This window comes from Thauera carbonicopians (assembly GCF_025699485.1).
Classification (GTDB): domain Bacteria; phylum Pseudomonadota; class Gammaproteobacteria; order Burkholderiales; family Rhodocyclaceae; genus Thauera.
The window spans coordinates 340,446-362,717 of sequence record NZ_JANUXN010000004.1 but is presented as its reverse complement, the minus strand read 5'-3'; the positions used below and the strand labels follow the sequence as shown (position 1 = coordinate 362,717).

The window sequence follows — 22,272 nt, the reverse complement described above, 5'->3', positions numbered from 1 at the left end:
TCCGGGCCTCTAGCTCATGCCTGGTTAGAGCAGCGGACTCATAATCCGTTGGTGCTGGGTTCGACTCCCAGGGGGCCCACCAGAAGCAGAAAACCGCCGATCCGCAAGGGTCGGCGGTTTTCGTTCGGGCGTTCGGAACGGAAAGGGGATTCGCTTGCGGAAGCAAGCGACAAGGGCGAACAAAGCCGTAGACGTGACGATGGGGACCGAAGTCCCCACCGGCTGTCTTGGGTAATAAGGCTTCAGCGGCCCCAGCTGTGCCGGTTAGGCGGCAACAGCGAAACGCTCATCGTTGGCGTTTGTGGTTTTGCGCGGATTACGTCCGTCGCCTCTCGGGTTGCCTGCGCACCTTTGCCCGCCCTGTCGAAACCAGTACACCCCCACCCAAACACACTCACGATCGGCACAATGCACTTGGGTGGAGGTGAGGGGAATCGAACCCCTGTCCAGAACGCCTCCGGGTTGCCGGAATTACAACCATGGGCGCTATGGTACGCAGACGGACGTGTGCGTCAAGCCCCATCCCTACCTTTCGCGGCCGGAGTTGTAAGCACAGCTGTCGCACAGCCACCCGATCGCGCAGCAAAGGCCGGCCGGGCGGCGTGCATCCATGCGGCAGATCCGCAGGCACGCTTAGGGGAAGCCCGGGGCTGGGACGAATCGGCGACTCGGGTGATAATGTCGGACTGCCGATTTAACGGATTGTATGCAATGAAGCGTGTTGACGATTTTCGCCTGAAGCTGGGTTCGCACGAGCTGGTGCCGATCATGGTGGGCGGCATGGGTGTCGATATCTCGACAGCCGACCTCGCCCTCGAGGCAGCTCGCCTGGGCGGCGTCGGGCATATTTCGGACGCGATGCTGCCGACGGTTTCCGATCGCCGCTACAACACGAAATACGTCAAGAACAAGCTTCAGCAATACAAGTTCAACGTCGCCAACTCGGACAAGTCCATCGTCCAGTTCGACCTCGGCCTGATCGCCGAAGCCACCGCGACGCACGTCAGCCGCACGATGGAACGCAAGCGCGGGACAGGCCAGATTTTCATCAACTGCATGGAAAAGCTGACCATGAACGCGCCGAAGGACACGCTTCGGGCGAGGCTCCGCGCCGCGATGGACAACGGCATCGACGGCATCACGCTGGCGGCCGGCCTGCACCTGGGTTCGTTCCAGTTGATCGAGGATCATCCGCGCTTCCACGACGTCAAGCTCGGCATCATCGTCAGCTCGCTGCGCGCGCTGCAGCTGTTCCTGAAGAAAAGCGCCCGCACCGGCCGGCTGCCCGACTACGTCGTCGTCGAAGGCCCGCTCGCCGGCGGCCATCTGGGTTTCGGCCTCGACTGGGCACAGTACGATCTCGCCACCATCGTCGTCGAGATCCGCGACTGGCTGAAGGAGCAAAAGCTCGACATTCCGCTGATTCCTGCCGGCGGCATCTTCACCGGCACGGATGCGGTCAATTTCCTCGAGATGGGCGCGGCGGCAGTGCAGGTCGCGACACGCTTCACCGTGACCCGGGAATGCGGCCTGCCGGAAGACGTACAGCAGCATTACTTCAAGGCCAGCGAGGACGAGATCGAGGTCAACCAGATCTCGCCCACCGGCTATCCGATGCGCATGCTCAAGAGCAGCCCGGCGATCGGCAACGGCATCCGCCCCAACTGCGAAGCCTACGGCTACCTGCTCGACTCGACCGGCAACTGCCAGTACATCGAAGCCTACAACCGCGAAGTCGCCGCCCATCCGGAGGCGAAGAAGGTCCGCGTCTTCGACAAGACCTGTCTGTGCACCCACATGCGCAACTTCGACTGCTGGACCTGCGGCCACTACACCTACCGGCTCAAGGACACCTCGGTGCGCGAGGAAAACGGCGACTACCGCATCCTGTCGGCCGAGCACGTGTTCCACGACTACCAGTTCAGCACCGACAGCAAGATCGCCCTGCCCGACTGACGGGCGGCAGACCGGCGTCCGGCACTCCCGCCGCCCGAACGGCCACCGGAGTGCCGAGCGCCGGGCCCAGGATCAGAAAGCCCTGCTCTGGATCAGTTCGACCTTGTAGCCGTCCGGATCTTCCACGAAGGCGATGATCGTCGTACCGTGCTTCATCGGCCCGGCTTCGCGCACCACCTTGCCGCCGCGGGCACGGATCTCGTCACAGGCCTTCTTCGCGTCCGGCACTTCGAGCGCGATGTGACCGTAGGCCGTGCCCAGCTCGTACTTGTCCACGCCCCAGTTGTAGGTCAGCTCGAGCACGGCACCGTCCTGCTCGTCCTGGTAGCCGACGAAAGCCAGCGTAAACTTTCCGTCCGGATAGTCGTGCCGGCGCAGCAGGCGCATTCCGAGCACATCGGTGTAGAAGGCGATGGAGCGATCCAGATCGCCGACGCGCAGCATGGTGTGGAGAATTCTCATGTTCAGTCCTTCCTCTGTTTGAGATTTGCCGCCGGAACCGGCCGGCGACTGGAATGGCCGTTTCAATCTTCGGCCTCGAGATTGTCGACCTGAGCGCCCGCCTGCACCGCACCGGCGGTGCCGATCACGGGCAGGCCTGCCGAGGCCTGCCGCAGGCGGGCACGTTCGGTGCGCCAAACCGGGCAGACCGATTCGACCACCGCCCAGAAACGCGGCGAGTGGTTCATCTCGCGCAGATGCGCGACTTCGTGCGCCACCACGTAGTCGATGAGTTCGGGCGGCAGATGCACCAGCCGCCAGTGCAGCCGGATGCCGCTCAGACTGCTGCAGCTGCCCCAGCGCGTGCGCGCGTTCGACAGCCTCACCGGCGGCACCGGCAAGGCCAGGCGCAGGCAGTACTCCTCGACCCGGCCACGATACCAAGCCAGCGCACGGCTCTGCAGGGCACGCAGCAATGCGCGCTCGGCATCGACCCGGGCAGGAAGATGCAGTTCCTCCATGCCATCGGCGCCCGGGCGCCATTGCGTGCGGCTCACGCCGCCGATGCGCAGCCGCATCGGGCGGCCGAACAAAGGCAGTTCGCAGCCGTCTGCCGGCACCACCACCGGCGCGCGGGAAAGCTCGGCGGCACGGCCCAGGCGGTCGAGCAGCCAGGCTCCGTGATTGCGGATGAAGGCGTCGATCTCGGCCAGCGGCGTGCGCAAAGGCACCGACACCCGCACGCCGCGGTGATCGACCTGCAGGGCCAGCGTGCGCCGTGCCGGCGAACGCCTCAGCACCAGCTCGACACGTTGCCCACCCAGCTCGATCCGGTGCGCTTCCTCGCTCGCCGCCGCGCGGCGCGCTCGTTTCAAGCCTTGTCCTGCCACTCCAGCCCGCGCGCATCCAGTTCGGCCTTGATCGAGGCCATCGCCGCCGCCACGCGCTCGGCTGCCCCTTTCATGCCCAGTTCGAGCGAGCGGCGCTGCCCTTCTTCCGCCAGCGTGGGCAGGCTGAACAGCGTCGCATCGGGGAAGTCGGCGGTGATCTGCCGCATCAGACCGATCAACTGGCCTTCGTAGGCGTCCCAGACGGTGATCGCCTGCTCGATATAATCCTCGGCGTGGTGCAGGTGGGCGTATTCGGTATCGAGCACCCATTCGACCATCGGCCAGGCCATCTTCGGGAAGCCCGGCGTGAAATAGTGCTTGCGTATGGAAAAGCCCGGAATCCGGTTGTAGGGGTTCGGCACGATCTCGCTGCCACGCGGATAAACCCCCATCTGCAGGCGTTCGGGCGTGGTTTCGTCACCGAAGCGGGCGCGAATCTCGGCCTCCGCCTCCGGGTGCAACTCGAGCTCCAGGCCGAGCGCGGCGCCGGCCGCCTCGCGCGTGCGGTCGTCCGGCGTGGCGCCGATGCCGCCGAAGCTGAAGACGACGTCGCCGGTGGCAAAGGTCTGGCGCAGCGTGTCGGTGAGCTGCTCGAAGTCGTCGCCGCAGTAGCGCGCCCACGACAGCTTGAGGCCGCGCGCGCCGAGCAGTTCGACCAGCCTGGCCAGATGCCTGTCGCCGCGGCGGCCCGACAGGATCTCGTCGCCGATGATCAGGGCACCGAAATTCATTGCGGAATCTGCTCCCGGCCGGGCGCTTCGGCATCGAGCAGGGTCACACCGCGCACCAGGCGGTCCTGGCGCAGCCGGTCGAGCAGGTAATGGACGAAAGCCAGACCGGCATAGGCCGGCGCAACGAGGTTCACCACCGGCACATAGGCCAGCAAGGCGCTGCCGCCGCCCAGCAGCAGCATCTGCGGCCGCCAGTCGCGGCGCAGGCGGTTCAGTTCCTCGTTGTCGGCATGCAGCATCAGTGCGTCGTAGCCGAAGGCACGCTGGTTCAGCCAACCGGTCAGGAAGACCGAAGCCAGCAGGCCCACGCCGGGGATCAGCCAGAAAGGCAGCGACACGATCAGGGCGATCAGGAACAGCACGCCGGCAAGGATCGAATTCCAGGCGCTGCCCAGGTTGGAACCGCCCTTGCGTTGCTCGATGTCGGCATAGTCGCGGCGGGCGACGCGCTCCAGCATCATCGGCAGCGCGATGGCGGCGACGATCAGCGCTGCGGTGACATAGACCAGCGGCACCAGGGCCAGCGCCACCGCAATCTTGACCAGCACCAGGGTCACGGCGGCCGTCGCCTCGGAAGCCGAAATCCAGGTGCCGACGAAGCTCCAGCCCCCCACCCAGGCGAAGATCCAGTCCGTCACCGGCACCCAGGCGAGCACCGCAACGACGGTCCAGATCATCATCGACACCAGGCCCGGCCACAGCAGGTGCCAGAAGATGTCGCGCTGGAACAGGCTGCGCGTGGCGCGGCCAAAAGCGATCAGGATCTCCTTCATGTCTCCCCCGTGCCCGGCGTGTTCAACGCGGCATGCCCGGCAAGCCACCCGGCATCATGCCTTTCATGGCACGCATCATCTTGTGCATGCCGCCCTTGGAGAACTGCTTCATCACTTTCTGCGTCTGCTCGAACTGGTTCAGCAGGCGATTCACTTCCTGCACCGTCACCCCCGCGCCGGCGGCGATGCGCCGCTTGCGGCTGGCCTTGAGGATTTCGGGCTTGGCGCGCTCGAGCGGCGTCATCGAGTTGATGATGCCTTCGATCCGGCCGATCGCCTTTTCTTCCGCGCCGCCCTGCAACTGCCCGGCAGCCTGGGCGAACTGCGCCGGCAGCTTGTCCATCATCGAAGCCAGGCCGCCCATCTTGCGCATCTGGCCGATCTGCTCCTTGAAGTCGTTGAGGTCGAAACCCTTGCCGCTCTTGAGCTTCTGCGCGAAGACGCGCGCCTTTTCCTCGTCTACGCCGCGGCGCGCCTCCTCGACCAGGCCGAGGATGTCGCCCATGCCGAGGATGCGGCTGGCCATGCGATCAGGATGGAAAGGCTCGATTCCGCTGAGTTTTTCGCCGACACCGGCAAACTTCAGCGGCTTGCCGGTGACGTGGCGCACCGACAGCGCCGCGCCGCCGCGCGAATCGCCGTCCAACTTGGTCAGCACCACGCCGGTCAGCGGCAGCGCCTCGTTGAAGGCGCGCGCAGTATTGACTGCGTCCTGGCCGAGCATGGCGTCGACCACGAACAGAGTTTCGATCGGCGACACCGCGGCGTGCAAGGCCTTGATCTCGGCCATCATCGCCTCGTCGATGGCCAGGCGGCCGGCGGTATCGACCAGCAGCACGTCGACATGGTGCTTGCGGGCATAGTCCAGCGCAGCCTGCGCGATGTCGACCGGCTGCTGCCCCACGGCCGACGGGAAGAACTCGACGCCCGCCTGGCCCGCCACCGTCTTCAACTGCTCGATCGCCGCCGGGCGATAGACGTCGGTGGACACCACCAGCACTTTCTTCTTCTGCTGCTCGTGCAGCAGCTTGGCGAGCTTGCCGGTCGTGGTGGTCTTGCCTGCGCCCTGCAGGCCGGCCATCAGCACCACCGCAGGCGGCTGGACGGCGAGATTCAGGCCCTCGTGGGCGCTGCCCATCAGGCTGCGCAATTCGTCGTGCACGACCCCGACCAGCGCCTGGCCGGGAGTCAGCGAGCCGACGACCTCCTGGCCCACCGCCTTTTCCTTGACCTTGGCAATGAAATCCTTGACCACCGGCAGCGCGACATCGGCCTCGAGCAGCGCCATGCGCACCTCGCGCATCGCCTCCTGGATGTTGTCTTCCGTCAGGCGGGCCTGGCCACGCAGGGTCTTGACGACCTTTGACAGCCGCTGGGTGAGATTGTCGAGCATGTGCGAGAAGCCTTCGTCCGGGGGTGACTTGGAGTAAACTGATGTCCTGCTATGCGCTCAATTCTACTTCATCTGATTCCCGCCTCGCTTTACGCCGGCGTCGGCATCGCGTACTGGCGCAGCTACACTGCCGCACGCGCGCCCGCAGCGAAAGGCCAGTCGTGCATGTCGTTGCGCGAGCGCCTGTTCCTGCTGCTGACGCTGATCGCACACGGCGCAGCCCTGCACACGGCGATCTTCCCGGACGGGCAGATGCGCTTCGGCTTCGGCGTGGCGATGTCGCTGATGGTCTGGCTGGCAGTCTGCTTCTACTGGGTCGAGACACTCTATACCCGGCTGGACGGCCTGCATACGGTGATCATGCCGGCCGGCGTGGTGGCGAGCATCGTGCCGCTGATCTTTCCGGGCGAGCACGTTCTCGCCAACGCGGCCTCGCCCGCGTTCCGCGCCCATTTCGTCATCGCCATGCTGGCCTACAGCCTGTTCACCCTGGCTGCGCTGCACGCGATGCTGATGTCGATCGCCGGGCGCCAGTTGCACAATGCCCGCTTCAGCCGGCTGCTGGCGGGCCTGCCGCCACTGCTGACGATGGAAGCGCTGCTGTTCCGGCTGATCTCGATCGCCTTCGTGCTGCTCACGCTGACGCTCATCAGCGGCGTGATGTTCTCGGAGTCCCTGTTCGGCCAGGCGTTCCGGGTCGACCACAAGACGGTCTTCGCCTTCGTCTCCTGGCTGCTGTTCGGCGGACTCCTGCTCGGCCGCCAGCTATGGGGCTGGCGCGGCCGGACCGCGCTGCGCTGGACCCTGGCCGGCTTCGTCGCGCTGATGCTCGCCTACGTCGGCAGCCGCTTCGTCATCGAAGTGGTGCTGCAGCGGACGGGCTGAACCCGGTTCCGCCAACGCATCCGTGACGATGAGCACGGAGCCGGTTCTGATGCCGTATTGAAGCCTTTACAAGGCCTGAGCTGGAATGCAACATCGACCGCAATTCAATAGGGCACGGCATGGCGGCAAATCCTCAATCAGCCCTGAGCGGCTTCGCTCGGGCTCTCGTTCAGCACGGGCGCATCTCCGAAGCCGACGCGATCGCCTGTACTCCGCGGAGCGCCGAAGGCGCCAACGCCTTCATGCTCGAAGTCGCGCAGCGCGGCCTGCTGTCCGCCGCGGCGATGGCCCGCTTCGCCGCCGACACCTTCGGCTATCCGCTGATCGACATCGCCGCTTTCGACAAGGCGATGTTCTCGGCGGACGCGGTCGACCGCAAGCTGATGCAGAAGCATCAGGTCGTGGCCCTGGCCAAGCGCCAGAACCGCATCACGCTCGCCCTTGCCGATCCGTCCAGCATGCGCGCGCTGGACGAGATCCGCTTCCAGACCGGCATGCAGCTCGATCTGGTGGTCGCCGAAGCCGACAAGCTCAAGCGCGTGGTGGACGGATTGTCGGAATCCGCCTCCGAGACGCTGAAGGAACTCACCGGCGACGATTTCGACATGGACCTCCTCAACCAGGAGGCGCCGGGCGAAGCACAGGCGGAAGAAGAAGCCAGCAACGATGTCGACGACGCGCCGGTCGTCCGCTTCATCCAGAAAGTGCTGATCGACGCGATCAACGAAGGCGCGTCCGACGTCCATTTCGAGCCTTACGAGAAGTACTACCGCATCCGCGTGCGCACCGACGGCACGCTGCGCGAGATCGCCCAGCCGCCGCTGGTGCTGAAGGAGAAGATCGCCGCCCGCATCAAGGTCATCTCACGCCTGGACATCTCCGAGAAGCGCATTCCGCAGGACGGACGCATGAAGCTGGTGCTGTCCAAGAACAAGGCCATCGATTTCCGCGTGTCGACGCTGCCGACGCTGCACGGCGAGAAGATCGTGATGCGTATCCTCGACCCGAGCTCGGCGATGCTCGGCATCGACGCCCTCGGCTACGAGCCGGACCAGCGCCAGGCCCTTCTCAGCGCCATCGAACGCCCCTACGGCATGATCCTCGTCACCGGCCCGACGGGCTCCGGCAAGACCGTATCGCTGTACACCTGCCTCAACCTGCTGAACAAGGCGGGCGTCAACATCTCGACCGCGGAAGATCCGGCGGAAATCAATCTGCCCGGCATCAACCAGGTCAACGTCAACGAAAAGGCCGGGCTGACTTTCGCCGCTTCCCTGCGCGCCTTCCTGCGCCAGGATCCGGACGTGATCATGGTCGGCGAAATCCGCGACCTCGAAACCGCCGAGATCTCGATCAAGGCCGCACAGACCGGCCACCTCGTGCTGTCCACGCTGCACACCAACGACGCACCGACCACGCTCGAACGCCTCAAGAACATGGGCGTGGCGCCGTTCAATATTGCCTCTTCAGTGATCCTGATCACGGCGCAACGCCTGGCGCGGCGGTTATGCTCCTGCAAGAAACCGGCCGACATACCGATCGAAGCGATGCTGGAAGCCGGTTTCACGGTGGAAGACCTCGACGGCAGCTGGCAGCCCTATGGACCAGTGGGTTGCGAGCGCTGCAAGGGCAGCGGTTATAAGGGACGGGTTGGCATCTACCAGGTCATGCCCATCAGCGAGGAAATTGCCCATATCATCATGACGGGCGGGAACTCGATGGACATCGCCGCACAGGCCGAACGCGAAGGCGTGCGCGACCTGCGCAAGTCCGGCCTGCTCAAGGTCAGGCAAGGCGTTACCTCACTCGAAGAAGTGCTGGCCACGACCAACGAATAAGGCAAAGGAAGTTCGATCACATGGCAACCGCAAGCCGGGCAGCGCGTCAGACGGAGCCGAAAGAGCATCTGTACAACTGGGAAGGCAAGGACAAGACCGGCAAGATCGTCCGCGGCGAAATCCGCAGCAACGGCGATGCCCTCGTTCGCGCCATGCTGCGCCGGCAAGGCATCCTGGTCACCAAGGTCAAGCAGCAGAGGATGTCGCGGGGCGGCAAGATTTCCGACAAGGACATCGCGCTGTTCACCCGCCAGCTGGCGACGATGATGAAATCCGGCGTGCCGCTGCTGCAGGCCTTCGACATCGGTATCAAGGGCTCGGGCAACCCTGCGCTGGCGCGCCTGCTCAACGATGTCCGCACCGACGTCGAGACCGGCTCCAGCCTGTCGCAGGCCTTCTCCAGGCACCCGGTGCATTTCGACAGGCTGTTCTGCAACCTCGTCAGCGCGGGCGAACAGGCCGGCATCCTCGACAGCCTGCTCGACCGCATCGCCACCTACAAGGAAAAGATCCTCGCCATCAAGGGCAAGATCAAGTCCGCGCTGTTCTACCCGATCGCCGTCATGGTGGTGGCCGCGCTGGTCATCTCGGTGATGATGCTGTTCGTCATCCCCGAATTCAAGAGCGTCTTTGCCGGCTTCGGCGCCGACCTTCCGGCGCCGACGATGATCGTGATCACGATGTCCGACTTCTTCGTCGACTTCTGGTACATCGTCCTCGGCATACCGATCCTGGCCATCGCCGTCATCGGCTGGCTCTACAAGCGCTCGCCGGCGATGCAGATCGCGGTCGACCGCATGGTGCTCAAGCTGCCGGTCGTCGGTGCCATCATCCGCAAGGCCACCGTGGCGCGCTGGACGCGGACGCTGTCGACCATGTTCGCCGCCGGCGTGCCGCTGGTGGAGGCGCTCGACTCGGTGGGCGGCGCCTCGGGCAACCACGTCTACCTGACGGCGACGCGCGAGATCCAGAGCGAAGTCAGCACCGGCACCAGTCTCACCGTGGCGATGCAGAGCTCGGACGTGTTCCCGACCATGGTGGTGCAGATGGTGTCGATCGGCGAGGAGTCCGGCCAGCTCGACGCCATGCTCGGCAAGGTCGCCGACTTCTTCGAGCAGGAGGTCGACGAGGCCGTCGCAGGCCTTTCGCAGCTGCTCGAGCCGATCATCATGGTCTTCCTCGGCACCGTGATCGGCGGCCTGGTGGTCGCGATGTACCTGCCGATCTTCAAGCTCGGCTCCATCGTCTGAGAATTCCATGCTGGACGCGCTGCGCGACCCTGCCGTCTTCACCGTACTGGGAGCCCTGCTCGGGCTGTTCGTCGGCAGCTTCCTCAATGTGGTGATCCATCGCCTGCCCAGGATGATGGAGCGCGAATGGCATGCCCAGGCGGCGGAACTGCGCGGCGAACCGGCGCCGGCAGCCGAGCGCTTCAACCTCGCCACGCCGCGCTCGCGCTGCCCGCATTGCGGGCATCTGATCGGCGCCTTCGAGAACATTCCGATCGTCAGCTATCTGGCGCTGCGCGGCCGCTGCCGCCACTGCGGTGCCGGCATCAGCAAGCGCTACCCGATCGTCGAGGCCTTCACCGCCGCCCTGTCGGCCTATGCCGCCTGGCATTTCGGCTTCGGCCTCGCTGCGCTCGGCGCCCTGCTCTTCATCTGGGCGATGGTGGCGCTTGCCTTCATCGACCTCGACACCCAGCTGCTTCCCGATGAACTGACGCTGCCGCTGCTGTGGCTCGGCCTGCTGTTCAATCTGGGCCATACATTCACCGATCTGCCGAGCGCGGTCGTCGGCGCGATGGCCGGCTATCTCGCGCTGTGGTCGGTCTATTGGGCCTTCAAGCTGCTGACCGGCAAGGAAGGCATGGGCTACGGCGACTTCAAGCTGCTGGCGGCGATCGGCGCCTGGCTGGGCTGGCAGGCGCTGCCATTGACGATCCTGTTCTCGTCGCTGGTCGGTGCGCTGATCGGCATCACGCTGATCGTCATCGCCCGCCGCGGCCGCGACATTCCGATCCCCTTCGGCCCCTATCTCGCCGCGGCAGGCGTGATCGCGCTGTTCTGGGGCGAAGCCCTGAGCTCCCGCTACCTCGCCGTGCTGTAGCCCGGCGCAGGCGACAGCACCGAGGCATCGCCCGCCCGTTCTTGAAACTCCCGCCGCCCGCCCCCATCTGCCGCCTTGCTCCGCTGCCGCGGACTTCGACTTTTTCCTTATGCTGCATTGCGTTAGACTTGCGCACTTGTTTTCGGGAGCCTGTCATGCCCATCTACGAATATCGTTGCCCGGATTGCGGTTTCCAGAAGGAACACCTCCAGAAAATGAGCGACAACCCGCTCTCCACCTGCCCTTCCTGCGGCGCCGCCAACTATGCCAAGCTGCTGTCGGCCGCCGGTTTCCAGTTGAAGGGCAGCGGCTGGTACGCGACCGACTTCAAGAGCGGCGGCACCAGTAGCAGCAGCACGTCGAGCGGCACCGGCAGCAGCGCGCCTGCCGCCCACAGCTGCTCCGGGGGCGGCTGCGGCTGCCACTGAGCGTCGGGCCGTTCCAGGCCGGGCCGGGCCACGTTCGGCCTCGCCTGGCCGGAGCGTGCCGAACCGGGCTGCGCCAGGCAGGACCCTACCCAGCCGGCTTGCGCCGGGCGCCCCTTGCAAAGAGATTCCGTGAAGAAATACTTCATCACCGGCCTGCTGATCTGGATTCCATTGGTGATCACCTTCATGGTGCTCGCCTGGATCATCGGCACGCTCGACCAGATCCTGCTGTGGCTGCCCAACGGCGCCCAGCCCCGGGCATGGCTGGGCTTCGACATTCCGGGCGTCGGCATGCTGATGAGTCTGCTGGTGGTGTTCCTCACCGGGCTGATCGCCGCCAACGTGCTCGGCCAGAAGCTCGTCCAGGTGTGGGAAGCCCTGCTCGCCCGCATTCCGGTGGTGAAGTCGATCTACTACGGCGTCAAGCAGGTGTCGGACACGCTGTTCTCCAGCAGCGGCCAGGCCTTCCGCAAGGCGCTGCTGGTGCAGTACCCGCGCCGGGGTTCGTGGACGATCGCCTTTCTCACCGGCCAGCCCGGCGGCGACGCGGCCAGGCACCTGCAGGGTGACTACGTCAGCATCTACGTGCCGACGACGCCGAACCCGACTTCGGGCTTCTTCCTGATGATGCCGAAGGAAGACGTCATCGAGCTCGACATGAGCGTCGACGAGGCGCTCAAGTACATCATCTCGATGGGCGTCGTCGCCCCGCCCTCACGCCTGCCGGAGCAGGCAGCCCTGCTCAACGAATAACACCTTTTCTTTCAGACCTCCTTGCGGTGCCCTGCGCCGCCATCAAGACCAGCCGGAACCCATCCATGCGAACTCACTACTGCGGCAAAGTCACTGCCGCCGACCTCGACCAGACCGTCACCATCTGCGGCTGGGTGCACCGCCGCCGCGACCACGGCGGTGTCATCTTCATCGACCTGCGCGACCGCGAAGGCCTGGTGCAGGTGGTGTGCGATCCCGACCGCGCCGAGATGTTCAGGACCGCCGAATCGGTGCGCAGCGAGTTCGTGCTGAAGATGAGCGGCAAGGTGCGCCGCCGCCCGGCCGGCACCGAGAACGCCAACCTGACCTCGGGCGAGATCGAGATCCTCTGTCATGACATCGAGGTGCTCAACAGCGCCGCCACGCCGCCCTTCCAGGTCGACGACGAGAACCTGTCCGAGACCGTGCGCCTGACCAACCGCGTCATCGACCTGCGCCGTCCGCAGATGCAGAAGAACCTGATGCTGCGCTACAAGACGACGATGGCCTTCCGCCGCTTCCTCGACGCCGCCGGCTTCATCGACGTCGAAACGCCGATGCTGACCAAGAGCACCCCCGAAGGCGCGCGCGACTACCTGGTGCCCTCGCGCGTGCATCCGGGCCAGTTCTTCGCCCTGCCGCAGTCGCCGCAGCTGTTCAAGCAGTTGCTGATGGTCGCCGGCTACGACCGCTACTACCAGATCGTCAAGTGCTTCCGCGACGAGGATCTGCGCGCCGACCGCCAGCCCGAATTCACCCAGGTCGACCTCGAGACCTCGTTCCTGAATGAAACCGAGATCACCGCGCTGGTCGAGGAAATGATCCGCTTCGTGTTCAAGGAAGCGCTCGAGGTCGAGCTGCCCGCGCCCTTCCCTCGCATGAGCTACGCCGAAGCGATGCGCCGCTACGGCTCGGACAAGCCCGACCTGCGCGTCACGCTCGAACTCACCGACGTCACCGACGCGGTGCAGGACGTCGCTTTCAAGGTCTTCAGCGGCCCTGCCAGCTCCGGCGGCCGCGTCGCGGCGATGCGCGTGCCGGGCGGCGCCAGCCTGACGCGCGGCGAGATCGACGAATACACCAAGTTCGTCGGCATCTACGGCGCCAAGGGCCTGGCCTACATCAAGGTCAATGACGCTTCGCAACCCAACGAGCAAGGCCTGCAGTCGCCGATCGTCAAGAACCTCCACGAAACCGCGCTGCGCACCATTCTCGAACGCACCGGCGCGCAGTCGGGCGACCTGATCTTCTTCGGCGCCGACAAGACCAAGGTCGTCAATGACGCCATGGGCGCGCTGCGCACCAGGCTCGGCCATGAAAAGGGCTACGTCACCGGCCAGGCCTGGTGCCCGCTGTGGGTGGTCGACTTCCCGATGTTCGAGTACGACGAGGACGACAAGCGCTGGACCGCCTGCCACCACCCCTTCACCAGCCCGAAGGACGAGCACCTGGAGCTGCTGACCAGCAACCCGGGCGAATGCCTGGCTAAGGCCTACGACCTGGCGCTGAACGGCTGGGAAATCGGCGGCGGCTCGGTCCGTATCCACCGCGCCGACGTGCAGGCCAAGGTGTTCGAGGCGCTGAACATCGGTGCCGAGGAACAGCAGGCCAAGTTCGGCTTCCTGCTCGACGCGCTGAAGTACGGCGCGCCGCCGCACGGCGGCCTGGCCTTCGGCCTCGACCGCATCGTCACGATGATGACCGGCGCCGAATCCATCCGCGACGTCATCGCCTTCCCGAAGACGCAGCGCGCCCAGTGCCTGCTGACCGACGCGCCGGGCGAGGTGGATGAGAAGCAGCTGCGCGAACTACACATCCGCCTGCGGCAGAAGGTCGAAACCCAGGTCGAGATCGGCAAGAGCTGAGCGACAAGCGCCGGCCCACCCGGCACCTGCCGCCAGCGCGGGCTTCACGACCTTTCACGACGATGGATGAAAGGCCGTGAAGCCCGCGCCGTTTCAGATTTCGCCCGGGATGACGTAATCTTCGCCTGAGGCACGCACCGCGTGCATTTGGCGCCAATACAGATGCTTCTTCCGAGCGAGCTCGAAGTTCTCGTCGTCGAAAGCCAATCCACCATGCGCACACAACTGCGCACGATGCTGGCATCCATCGGGATCGAAACCGCCCACTACGCGGTATCCGCCACTGCGGCGATCAAGCAGCTGCGCGAGCAGCGCTACGACCTGATCCTGTGCGAGTACAACCTCGGCGAAGGCCAGGACGGCCAGCACCTGCTGGAGGACCTCCATGCCCACGGCATCCTCCCGCCCGACACGGTGTTCGTCATGATCACCGCCGAACGCAACAACGAGCGCGTCACCAGCGCCTGCGAACTGACGCCGAACGACTACATCCTCAAGCCGCTCAATGCCGAGACGCTGCGCGTGCGCCTGCTGCGCGCCTTCCAGAAGCGCGATGTCTTCCTGCCCGCCTGGCAGCTGATGCGCCTCGGCGACCCGATCGGTGCAATCGAATACTGCCGCATCGCCCGCGACGAGAACCCCCAGTACCTGACCGATCTGATGCGGCTGCAGGCGCAGTTGCACGTCGGCATCGGCCAGCTCGACGAAGCCGAAGCACTGCATCACGAGATCCTCGGTTCGCGCAGCATTCCGTGGGCCGAACTGGGGCTTGCGCGCATCCTCGTGCTGAAGAAGCGCCATGTCGAAGCGGAAAGCATCCTCGTCGACCTGCTCGCCCGCCACGACCGCTTCATCGCGGCCTACGAGCTGCTCGCCCGCATCCAGGAGGAGACCGGGCGCCCGCACGAAGCCTGTGCCACGCTCGCCACCGCGACGGAAAAATCCCCCTATCGCATGGCCCGCCTGCGCCGCCTCGGTACTCTGTCGCTGGCCATCGGCAATCCCGCCGGCGCCGAAGCCGCGCTTGCGGAAGTGGTCGGCAAGGGGAAATACTCGGCGTTCCGCGATCCCGAAGACCACGTCCGTCTCGTCCAGGCCCAGCTTGCCCTGGACAAGATCGGCGACGTGCAGGAGACGATCGCGGACCTCGACCGCAGCATGGGACGGCAGCCGAAAGGCGAAGTGTGCAAGGCGGTATGCAATGCGCTCATCCATGCCCACAAGCAGGATAGAGGCAAGGCGCAGCAGGCGCTCAAGGCCGCGATGCTGGCCGGCGGCACGATCCGCGAGCTTTCGGTCGAACTGCGCCAGGACCTGATCAAGACCTGCTTCGAACAGGACATGCAGGAACAGGCCAGCGAGCTCGCCGCCGATCTGCTGCGCAGCTCGGCCGACGAGCGCACCATCGAAACCACCCGCGCCGTGCTCGACACCCGCGGACTCGGGCCGTTGTCCCGGGAGATCGAAGCGCGCGTGCAGGCCGAAGTCAAGACGCTCGTCACCACCGGCGCCGAAAAGGCCCGCGCGGGCGATTTCGACGGCGCCGTGAGCGAGATGATGAGCGCCGCGCGCAAGCTGCCGGGCAATCCGCATGTGCTGTTCAACGCCGCGCTGGCGCTGTTGCGCCATATCGAGCACCGCGGCTGGAACGACGCCTTCGCCACCCAGGCCCACGGCTTCATCCAGCGCGCCCAGCGCCTGTCGCCGGCCAACCCGCGCCTGACGGCGATCACCGGCTTCATGCACGACCTGATCAAGCGCTACGGCATCCGGCCGGAAAAAGTCATGACGCGGGTCATCCGCTCCTCCTGACGCCCAGCCATGATGCGCACCCTGCTGCTCCGCCTGAGCGCTCTCGCCCTGCTCGCCCTCGCGGGCTGCACGCCCGCCTCGCCCGACAAGGGCGCGCACGCCGGCATTCCCTCCGAAGCCTTCGAGACCATCGCCCTGATCCAGCAGGGCGGGCCTTTTCCCTACCGCAAGGACGGCACGGTGTTCCAGAACCGCGAAAAGCTGCTGCCCTTGAAGCCCCGCGGCTGGTACCGCGAATACACGGTGCCCACCCCCGGCGCACGCGACCGCGGCGCACGCCGGATCGTCGCCGGCGGCAAGCCGCCGGAAATCTTCTACTACACTCCGGACCACTACCGGAGCTTCCGCCAGGTGGAACCGCGCCCATGACGCCGAACCGCCCCTCCGCGCCGTCCGCCGCGGATCCGCTCATCCTGCGGATCGATCTCGCCGGCTGCACCGGCAAGACCGAACTGCTCGACCGCTTCGCCGCGGCACTGCACTTTCCCGCCTGGTTCGGGCACAACTGGGATGCGCTTGCCGACCTGCTCTGCGACCTGTCATGGCTGCCGGCATCGCCCCGCCATCTCGTGCTGGCCGGGCAGGCCGAGCTGCAGACGGCCGACCCGGAAAGCCACGCCACCCTGCTCGAGATTCTCGACGACAGCATCGCCTACTGGTCCGGCACCACCACACCGCTCAGCGTCGCCATCGAGGAAGGTGGACGGAGCAACGATCCTGAGGCCTGAGCGGCCGCGCCTGGCCGGCCGCACCTAGCCAGCCGCTGCCCGCTCCTTGGCGGCGACGAGTTCGGCCAGACAGGCCGGGCAGTAGCACGCCCCGGTGTCCGGCACGGTCTCCGCCGCCGGCACCGCAAAAGCCGGCGGAAAGGCGACACACCAGCACACCTCCTCGCCGGCCCGCATCCCACAGCTGAAAACGGCCCCGCAGCGCGGACAGACATTGCCCGGCGGTGCCTCATTCACAACCTGCTCCATGAAGCTCGAACCTCTCTTCGCCAATCGTGGCCCGAATGATAGACCGGAGTCCAGGCATCCCCCTGGATCTCCCTCTTGAATCATGTCCACCCGCTCCCATATTCGTATCGAGGCCGGAGAGACTGCCGGCCAACTCAAGCAGAAGGAGACCAAGCGATGAGCAACAATCTGACCCGCAGTGTCGATCCGCTGGAAGATTTCTTCCGCGGCTTCTTCGTCCGCCCGGTGGATTTCGGTGGCGGCGCACTCGCCAGCGCCGGTGGCGAAGCGCCCCAGATGCGTGTCGACGTCAAGGAAAGCAGCAGTGGTTACGAAGTCCATGCCGAGCTGCCCGGCATGAAGAAGGAAGACATCCACGTCCACATCGACGGCCCGGTGGTATCGATCACTGCCGAACGCAAGCAGGAGAAGGAAGTCAAGGAAGGCGAAAAAGTCCTGCGCACCGAGCGCTACTTCGGCAAGGTGTCGCGCAGCTTCCAGCTCGGCCAGGAAATCGACGAGGAGAAGGCGTCCGCCAGGTTCAACGACGGCGTCCTCGAACTGTCGCTGCCGAAGAAGGCCGAAGCCCAGGCCAAGCGGCTGAGCATCGACTGAAGCCGGGCACGAGCCCGCAACTGCAGGCCCGTCACTTCCTCACGGAGCGGGAGTGGCGGGCCTGCTGCCATTCCTGCAACAGCCCGCGCCAAACCACGGGCGGCACAGTAAACTGGGTACTTTCGTTCCCACTGCAACCGAGGACGCCCCATGACCGATACCCGCGCCGCCGACACCGTCAGCCCGGCCCGCAAGGCCGAAATCCTTGCCGAAGCCCTGCCCTACATCAAGCGCTTCTTCGACAAGACCATCGTCATCAAATACGGCGGCAACGCGATGACGGATCCGAAGCTGAAGGACTGCTTCGCCCGCGACGTCGTGCTGCTGAAGCTCGTCGGCCTCAATCCTGTCGTGGTGCACGGCGGCGGCCCGCAGATCGAGAACCTGCTGGCCCGCGTCGGCAAGAAGGGCGAGTTCATCCAGGGCATGCGCGTCACCGACGCCGAGACCATGGAAGTGGTCGAGATGGTACTGGGCGGCCAGGTGAACAAGGAGATCGTCAACCTGATCAACCAGGCCGGCGGCAAGGCCGTGGGCCTCACCGGCAAGGACGCCAGCTTCATCCGCGCCAAGAAGCTGCTGATGCAGAAGCTCGACGCCCCGGCGGGCGACCTGGTCGACGTCGGCCAGGTCGGCGAGATCACCAGCATCGACCCGAGCCTGATTTCCTTCCTCGACAAGGGCGATTTCATCCCGGTGATCGCACCGATCGGCGTCGGCGAAGAAGGCGAGACCTACAACATCAACGCCGACGTGGTCGCCGGCAAGCTGGCCGAGATCCTGAAGGCCGAGAAGCTGGTGCTGCTGACCAACACGCCGGGCGTGCTCGACAAGAGCGGCAAGCTGCTGACCGGCCTGACGCCGCGCGAGATCGACGAACTGGTCGCCGACGGCACCCTGTCCGGCGGCATGCTGCCCAAGATCGGCTCGGCGCTGGATGCGGCGCGCAACGGCGTGAAGTCGGTGCATATCATCGACGGCCGCGTCGAACACTGCCTGCTGCTCGAGATCCTCACCGACCATGGCGTCGGCACGATGATCAAGAGCAAGTAAGCGCAAAGAAAAGCCCGCCCCGCGGCAAGCGCGGGGCGGGCCTTCGTCGTCCAGAATGAAGCTCAGACGCGATAGTAGTCGCGGTACCAGGCGATGAAGCGCCCCACCCCGTCCTTGACGCTGGTGGCCGGTGCAAAGCCGGTCCATTCGTTCAGCGCATCGGTGTCGGCATAGGTGGCCGGCACGTCGCCGTCCTGCAGCGGCATGAAGTTCTTCTGCGCCGTCGTGCCCAGCGCCTCTTCGATGGCCTCGACGAAGGCCATCAGCTCCACCGGATTGTTGTTGCCGATGTTGAACACCCGGAACGGCGCCTTGCCGCGGCCCGGATGGGGATTGTCCGAATCGAACGCGGGGTCCGGCTCGGCAGTGTGATCCAGCGTGCGGATCACGCCTTCGACGATGTCATCGACGAAGGTGAAGTCGCGCCTCATCTTGCCGTGGTTGAAGACGTCGATCGGCCGGCCTTCGAGAATCGCCTTGGTGAACAGGAACAGCGCCATGTCCGGCCGGCCCCACGGGCCATAGACGGTGAAGAAGCGCAGGCCGGTGGTCGGCAGGCCGTACAGATGGCTGTAGGTGTGAGCCATCAACTCGTTGGCCTTCTTGGTCGCGGCGTAGATGCTGACCGGATGGTCGACGCTGTCGGCCTCGGAGAACGGCATCCTGGTGTTGCCGCCATAGACGCTCGAACTCGACGCATAGACCAGATGCTGCACCTTGGAATGGCGGCAGCCTTCGAGGATGTTCATGAAGCCGACGACATTGCTGTCGATGTAGGCATGGGGGTTCTGCAGCGAATAGCGCACGCCGGCCTGGGCGGCGAGATGGATCACGCGGTCGAACCTTTCCTCGGCGAACAGCCGCTCCATGCCGGCGCGGTCGGCCACGTCCATCTTGATGAAGCGGAAACCCGCATGCGGCGTCAGGCGGGCGAGACGCGCCTCCTTCAGCGTCGGGTCGTAGTAATCATTGAGATTGTCGAGGCCGACGACTTCGTCGCCACGCTCGAGCAGACGCAGGGAGGCATGCATGCCGATGAAGCCGGCGGCACCAGTGACAAGAACTTTCATGGGGCTCTCAGAAAAAAGGCAGGAAATCCGAAGGACTCCGATTATCGCATGCCGCCGTGACATGCCGCGCCATTGAAACACCGCTGCCGCCATCCTTGCTTATACTTGCGTGACCGATTCATCACCCGACTCGATGCTGACCCACCTCCCCTACACGCTGCTGTGGATTCTTGCCCTGCCTCTCGTGCTGTTGCGCCTCGTCTGGCGCGGGCGGCGCCAGCCGGGCTATCTCAGGCACCTCGGCGAACGCTTCGGCCGCTACGCGGTGCGTGCGCCGACCCGGGTCATCTGGGTGCACGCGGTGTCGGTCGGCGAGACCCGTGCCGCCGAACCGCTGGTCAAGGCGCTGCTGCAGCGCTGGCCGGAGCACAGCATCCTGCTCACCCACATGACGCCGACCGGGCGCGAAACCTCGCAGAGCCTGTTCAGCGGCAATGCACGCGTGCTGCGCTGCTACCTGCCTTACGACCTCGGCTGCTTCGCGCACGCCTTCCTGCGCCACTTCCGCCCCCAGTTCGGCGTGATCATGGAAACCGAGCTGTGGCCCAACCTGCTGGCCGCCTGCCGGCGGCGCAGGATCCCGGTGATGCTCGCCAACGCCCGGCTTTCGGAACGCTCGGCGAAGCGCTATGCCCGCCTGCCGGCACTGAGCGCGCTGACGATGGGCGCGCTGAGCGCGATCGGCGCCCAGACCGCGGCCGATGCGGCACGCCTGTCCGCACTCGGCGCCCGCCGCGTGCTGGTCACCGGCAACATCAAGTTCGACATCACCCCACCCGAGGATATCGACACCCGCGCCGGTCTTTTCCGCAGCCGCATCGGCCAGCGGCCCGTGCTGCTCGCCGCCAGCACCCGCGACGGCGAAGAAGAGCTGCTGCTCGAGGCCTTCGCCCGCCTCGCCCCGCCGGAAGTGCTGCTCGCGCTCGTGCCGCGCCACCCGCAGCGCTTCGACGAAGCGGCACGGCTGGCGGCCCGCCGCGGCCTGAAGCTGCAGCGGCGTTCGGACGATGCCCCGGTCGACGGCGACACCCGCGTCTGGCTGGGCGATTCGATGGGCGAGATGTTCGTCTACTACGCAGCAGCCGACGTGGCGCTGATCGGCGGCAGCTGGCTGCCCTTCGGCGGCCAGAACCTGATCGAGGCCTGCGCCGTGGGCACCCCTGTCGTCGTCGGCCCGCACACGTTCAACTTCGCCGCTGCCGCCGAACAGGCGATCTGCGCGGGCGCGGCGCAGCGCGCCACCGATGCGGAGGACGGCATCCGCATCGGGCTTGCACTGCTGGACGACGAAGCATCGCGCCATGTCATGATCGCCGCCGGCAAGGCCTTCGCCGCAGCCGACCGCGGTGCGACCGCGCGTACGCTGGAAATGCTCGAAGGATTGAAAGCCTGAAGCCGGCGTTCAGGGCGCCAGCAGGGCGTTGATAGCGCGGACGTCGTCCTCGCCCAGCGTGCCCGCCGCCGCCTTCAGCCGCAACTGCGCCAGCAGCGTGTCGTAACGCGCCCGCGACAGGCGCTGCAGCGTATCGGCCAACTGGGTCTGGGCGTTCAGCACGTCGATGTTGATCCGCACGCCGACTTCGTAGCCGAGCTTGTTGGCCTCGAGCGCCGACGCCGACGAAATCCTGGCGGCCTCCAGCGCCCTCACCTCGGCCATGCCGCTGGTGAGCCCGAGCCAGGACTGGCGGGCGGCCAGGGCTGCCGTGCGGCGGGCATCCTCCAGGTCGGCATCGGCCTTCATGCGCAGCGCCGCCGCCTCGCGCGTCACCGAAGACACGCGCCCGCCTGCATACAGCGGCATGTTCAGCTGCACGCCGATGGTCGTGCTTTCATTGCGATCGGTCGCCAGTTGCGGCCGGTGGATCACGCCATGCGAGGCGATCAGATCCACCGTCGGCAGATGCCCGGCCCGGGCATGCTCGACTTCGCGCGCGGCGATCTCGCGCACCAGTTGCTGCGCCTGCACGCCCAGGTTGCCCGCCTCGGCGGCATTCACCCAATCGGCGATGCTGTCCGGCTGCGGCCGCTGCAGCGCGACGCCTTCACGCAGACCGGCGAGCATGTCGGGCTGCCTGCCGATGATCTGCGCCAGCACCTGGCGCGCCACTTCGAGCTGGTTCTGTGCCGCGATTTCCTGCGCCGAGGCGAGATCGAAGCGCGACTGTGCCTCGTGCACGTCGGTGATCGTCACCGTACCGACCTCGAAGCTGGTCCTGGCCAGTTCCAGCTGCTCACCCGCCGCGGTGCGCAGCTGGCTCACCGCATCCACCGCATCCTGGGCGTTGAGCACGTCGAAATAGGCTTCGGCGACGCGCAGCACCAGCTCCTGCCGCTGCGCGTCGAACTGGGCGCCGGCAAGCGCGGTCTGCAGTTCGCCCTGCTTGAACTGCACCCAGTTCTGCCAGCGGAACAAGGGCTGGCTGAGCTGGACGCCGTAGCCGCGCCGGTCGTAGTCGCCGGACGTCCTGCCGGCGCGGGCCTCGATCTCGTTGTCGTTCCAGCTCGCATCGGCATTCAGGCCGATCTGCGGCAGCAGGCCGGCACGGCCCTGCGCCACCTTCTCCTGCCCGGCCTCGAACTGCGCACGGGCAGCGGAGAACTTCGCGTCGTTCGCCAGCGCCTCCTGGTACACCTGCATCAGATCGGCCGCCGGGGCACTGCCTGAAAACAGTGTGGACAGACAGATTGCCAGGATGCGATTCAC

General features: G+C 65.9%; 22 protein-coding genes, 1 tRNA gene and 1 other RNA gene. 15 read left to right on the top strand and 9 right to left on the bottom strand.

The annotated features are described in order from the left end of the window. Positions 1-3 precede the first annotated feature (3 nt). Positions 4-82: transfer RNA gene (locus NX068_RS09050), tRNA-Ile, on the top strand. 112 nt (positions 83-194) lie between these two features. Here the strand turns inward: NX068_RS09050 and ssrA are convergent. After that, positions 195-530: a transfer-messenger RNA gene (gene ssrA / locus NX068_RS09045) on the bottom strand. A gap of 181 nt (positions 531-711) precedes the next feature. Here ssrA and NX068_RS09040 point away from each other — a divergent pair. Further along, positions 712-1,956, top strand: a complete 1,245-nt coding sequence (locus NX068_RS09040; RefSeq protein ID WP_263460939.1) for a nitronate monooxygenase — start codon at positions 712-714, stop codon at positions 1,954-1,956. Positions 1,957-2,028: 72 nt separating this feature from the next. Here NX068_RS09040 and gloA read toward each other — a convergent pair whose 3' ends face one another. From gloA to ffh, 5 genes are all read right to left on the bottom strand, one after another. Beyond that, on the bottom strand, positions 2,029-2,418 hold the full coding sequence (gene gloA / locus NX068_RS09035) for a lactoylglutathione lyase (RefSeq protein ID WP_263460938.1): 390 nt from the start codon (positions 2,416-2,418) through the stop codon (positions 2,029-2,031). A 62-nt stretch (positions 2,419-2,480) separates the two neighbouring features. Then, positions 2,481-3,272 (bottom strand): M48 family metallopeptidase, encoded by a 792-nt coding sequence (locus NX068_RS09030; protein ID WP_263460937.1) that lies wholly within the window; start codon positions 3,270-3,272, stop codon positions 2,481-2,483. Then, the gene (locus tag NX068_RS09025) at positions 3,269-4,018 is read right to left on the bottom strand and encodes a competence/damage-inducible protein A (RefSeq protein ID WP_263460936.1); all 750 of its coding nucleotides are present in this window, start codon (positions 4,016-4,018) and stop codon (positions 3,269-3,271) included. The genes NX068_RS09030 and NX068_RS09025 overlap by 4 nt, the downstream gene beginning before the upstream one ends. After that, positions 4,015-4,791: an EI24 domain-containing protein gene (locus NX068_RS09020; protein ID WP_263460935.1), complete on the bottom strand. Its 777-nt coding sequence runs from the start codon at positions 4,789-4,791 to the stop codon at positions 4,015-4,017. The genes NX068_RS09025 and NX068_RS09020 overlap by 4 nt, the downstream gene beginning before the upstream one ends. Before the next feature lie 22 nt (positions 4,792-4,813). Next, positions 4,814-6,184: a signal recognition particle protein gene (gene ffh, locus NX068_RS09015; RefSeq protein ID WP_263460934.1), complete on the bottom strand. Its 1,371-nt coding sequence runs from the start codon at positions 6,182-6,184 to the stop codon at positions 4,814-4,816. A gap of 51 nt (positions 6,185-6,235) precedes the next feature. Here ffh and NX068_RS09010 point away from each other — a divergent pair, with 51 nt between their 5' ends. From NX068_RS09010 to NX068_RS08965, 10 genes are all read left to right on the top strand, one after another. Further along, positions 6,236-7,069, top strand: coding sequence for a cytochrome C assembly family protein (locus NX068_RS09010; protein WP_263460933.1), 834 nt, complete (start codon positions 6,236-6,238; stop codon positions 7,067-7,069). A 119-nt stretch (positions 7,070-7,188) separates the two neighbouring features. Further along, positions 7,189-8,907, top strand: coding sequence for a type IV-A pilus assembly ATPase PilB (gene pilB, locus NX068_RS09005; protein ID WP_263460932.1), 1,719 nt, complete (start codon positions 7,189-7,191; stop codon positions 8,905-8,907). Between the two features lie 20 nt (positions 8,908-8,927). Next, complete coding sequence (locus tag NX068_RS09000) at positions 8,928-10,157, top strand: type II secretion system F family protein (protein WP_263460931.1); 1,230 nt, start codon at positions 8,928-8,930, stop codon at positions 10,155-10,157. 7 nt (positions 10,158-10,164) lie between these two features. Beyond that, entirely contained in the window at positions 10,165-11,016 is an 852-nt protein-coding gene (locus tag NX068_RS08995) for a prepilin peptidase (protein ID WP_263460930.1), read from the top strand. 155 nt (positions 11,017-11,171) lie between these two features. After that, positions 11,172-11,444 carry an FmdB family zinc ribbon protein gene (locus tag NX068_RS08990; RefSeq protein ID WP_263460929.1) on the top strand — a complete coding sequence of 91 codons (273 nt, stop codon included), beginning with the start codon at positions 11,172-11,174 and terminating at the stop codon, positions 11,442-11,444. 129 nt (positions 11,445-11,573) lie between these two features. After that, the gene (locus NX068_RS08985) at positions 11,574-12,197 is read left to right on the top strand and encodes a DUF502 domain-containing protein (RefSeq protein WP_263460928.1); all 624 of its coding nucleotides are present in this window, start codon (positions 11,574-11,576) and stop codon (positions 12,195-12,197) included. 65 nt (positions 12,198-12,262) lie between these two features. Continuing rightward, positions 12,263-14,062: an aspartate--tRNA ligase gene (gene aspS, locus NX068_RS08980; RefSeq protein WP_263460927.1), complete on the top strand. Its 1,800-nt coding sequence runs from the start codon at positions 12,263-12,265 to the stop codon at positions 14,060-14,062. A gap of 162 nt (positions 14,063-14,224) precedes the next feature. After that, positions 14,225-15,874 (top strand): tetratricopeptide repeat-containing response regulator, encoded by a 1,650-nt coding sequence (locus NX068_RS08975; protein WP_263460926.1) that lies wholly within the window; start codon positions 14,225-14,227, stop codon positions 15,872-15,874. 9 nt (positions 15,875-15,883) lie between these two features. After that, positions 15,884-16,243, top strand: a complete 360-nt coding sequence (locus NX068_RS08970; RefSeq protein WP_263460925.1) for a guanyl-specific ribonuclease — start codon at positions 15,884-15,886, stop codon at positions 16,241-16,243. Continuing rightward, a complete protein-coding gene (locus NX068_RS08965; RefSeq protein ID WP_263460924.1) occupies positions 16,240-16,602 on the top strand; it encodes a barstar family protein in 363 nt (120 codons plus the stop codon). Before NX068_RS08970 ends, NX068_RS08965 begins: the two co-directional genes overlap by 4 nt. Positions 16,603-16,626: 24 nt before the next feature. Here NX068_RS08965 and NX068_RS08960 read toward each other — a convergent pair whose 3' ends face one another. Beyond that, positions 16,627-16,851, bottom strand: coding sequence for a cysteine-rich CWC family protein (locus tag NX068_RS08960; protein WP_263460923.1), 225 nt, complete (start codon positions 16,849-16,851; stop codon positions 16,627-16,629). A gap of 156 nt (positions 16,852-17,007) precedes the next feature. Between NX068_RS08960 and NX068_RS08955 the strand changes: the two genes are divergently transcribed. Both NX068_RS08955 and argB read left to right on the top strand, forming a co-directional pair. After that, entirely contained in the window at positions 17,008-17,445 is a 438-nt protein-coding gene (locus tag NX068_RS08955) for an Hsp20/alpha crystallin family protein (protein ID WP_263460922.1), read from the top strand. A 150-nt stretch (positions 17,446-17,595) separates the two neighbouring features. After that, positions 17,596-18,498 carry an acetylglutamate kinase gene (gene argB, locus NX068_RS08950; protein ID WP_263460921.1) on the top strand — a complete coding sequence of 301 codons (903 nt, stop codon included), beginning with the start codon at positions 17,596-17,598 and terminating at the stop codon, positions 18,496-18,498. A 62-nt stretch (positions 18,499-18,560) separates the two neighbouring features. Here the strand turns inward: argB and NX068_RS08945 are convergent, their stop codons facing one another. Then, positions 18,561-19,568, bottom strand: coding sequence for an NAD-dependent epimerase (locus NX068_RS08945; protein ID WP_263460920.1), 1,008 nt, complete (start codon positions 19,566-19,568; stop codon positions 18,561-18,563). A gap of 133 nt (positions 19,569-19,701) precedes the next feature. On the opposite strand from NX068_RS08945, the gene waaA reads away from it, so the two are divergent. Further along, the gene (gene waaA, locus NX068_RS08940) at positions 19,702-20,961 is read left to right on the top strand and encodes a lipid IV(A) 3-deoxy-D-manno-octulosonic acid transferase (RefSeq protein WP_263460919.1); all 1,260 of its coding nucleotides are present in this window, start codon (positions 19,702-19,704) and stop codon (positions 20,959-20,961) included. Positions 20,962-20,970: 9 nt separating this feature from the next. On the opposite strand, the gene NX068_RS08935 is transcribed toward waaA, so the two are convergent. Beyond that, the gene (locus NX068_RS08935; protein ID WP_263460918.1) at positions 20,971-22,272 is read right to left on the bottom strand and encodes a TolC family outer membrane protein; all 1,302 of its coding nucleotides are present in this window, start codon (positions 22,270-22,272) and stop codon (positions 20,971-20,973) included.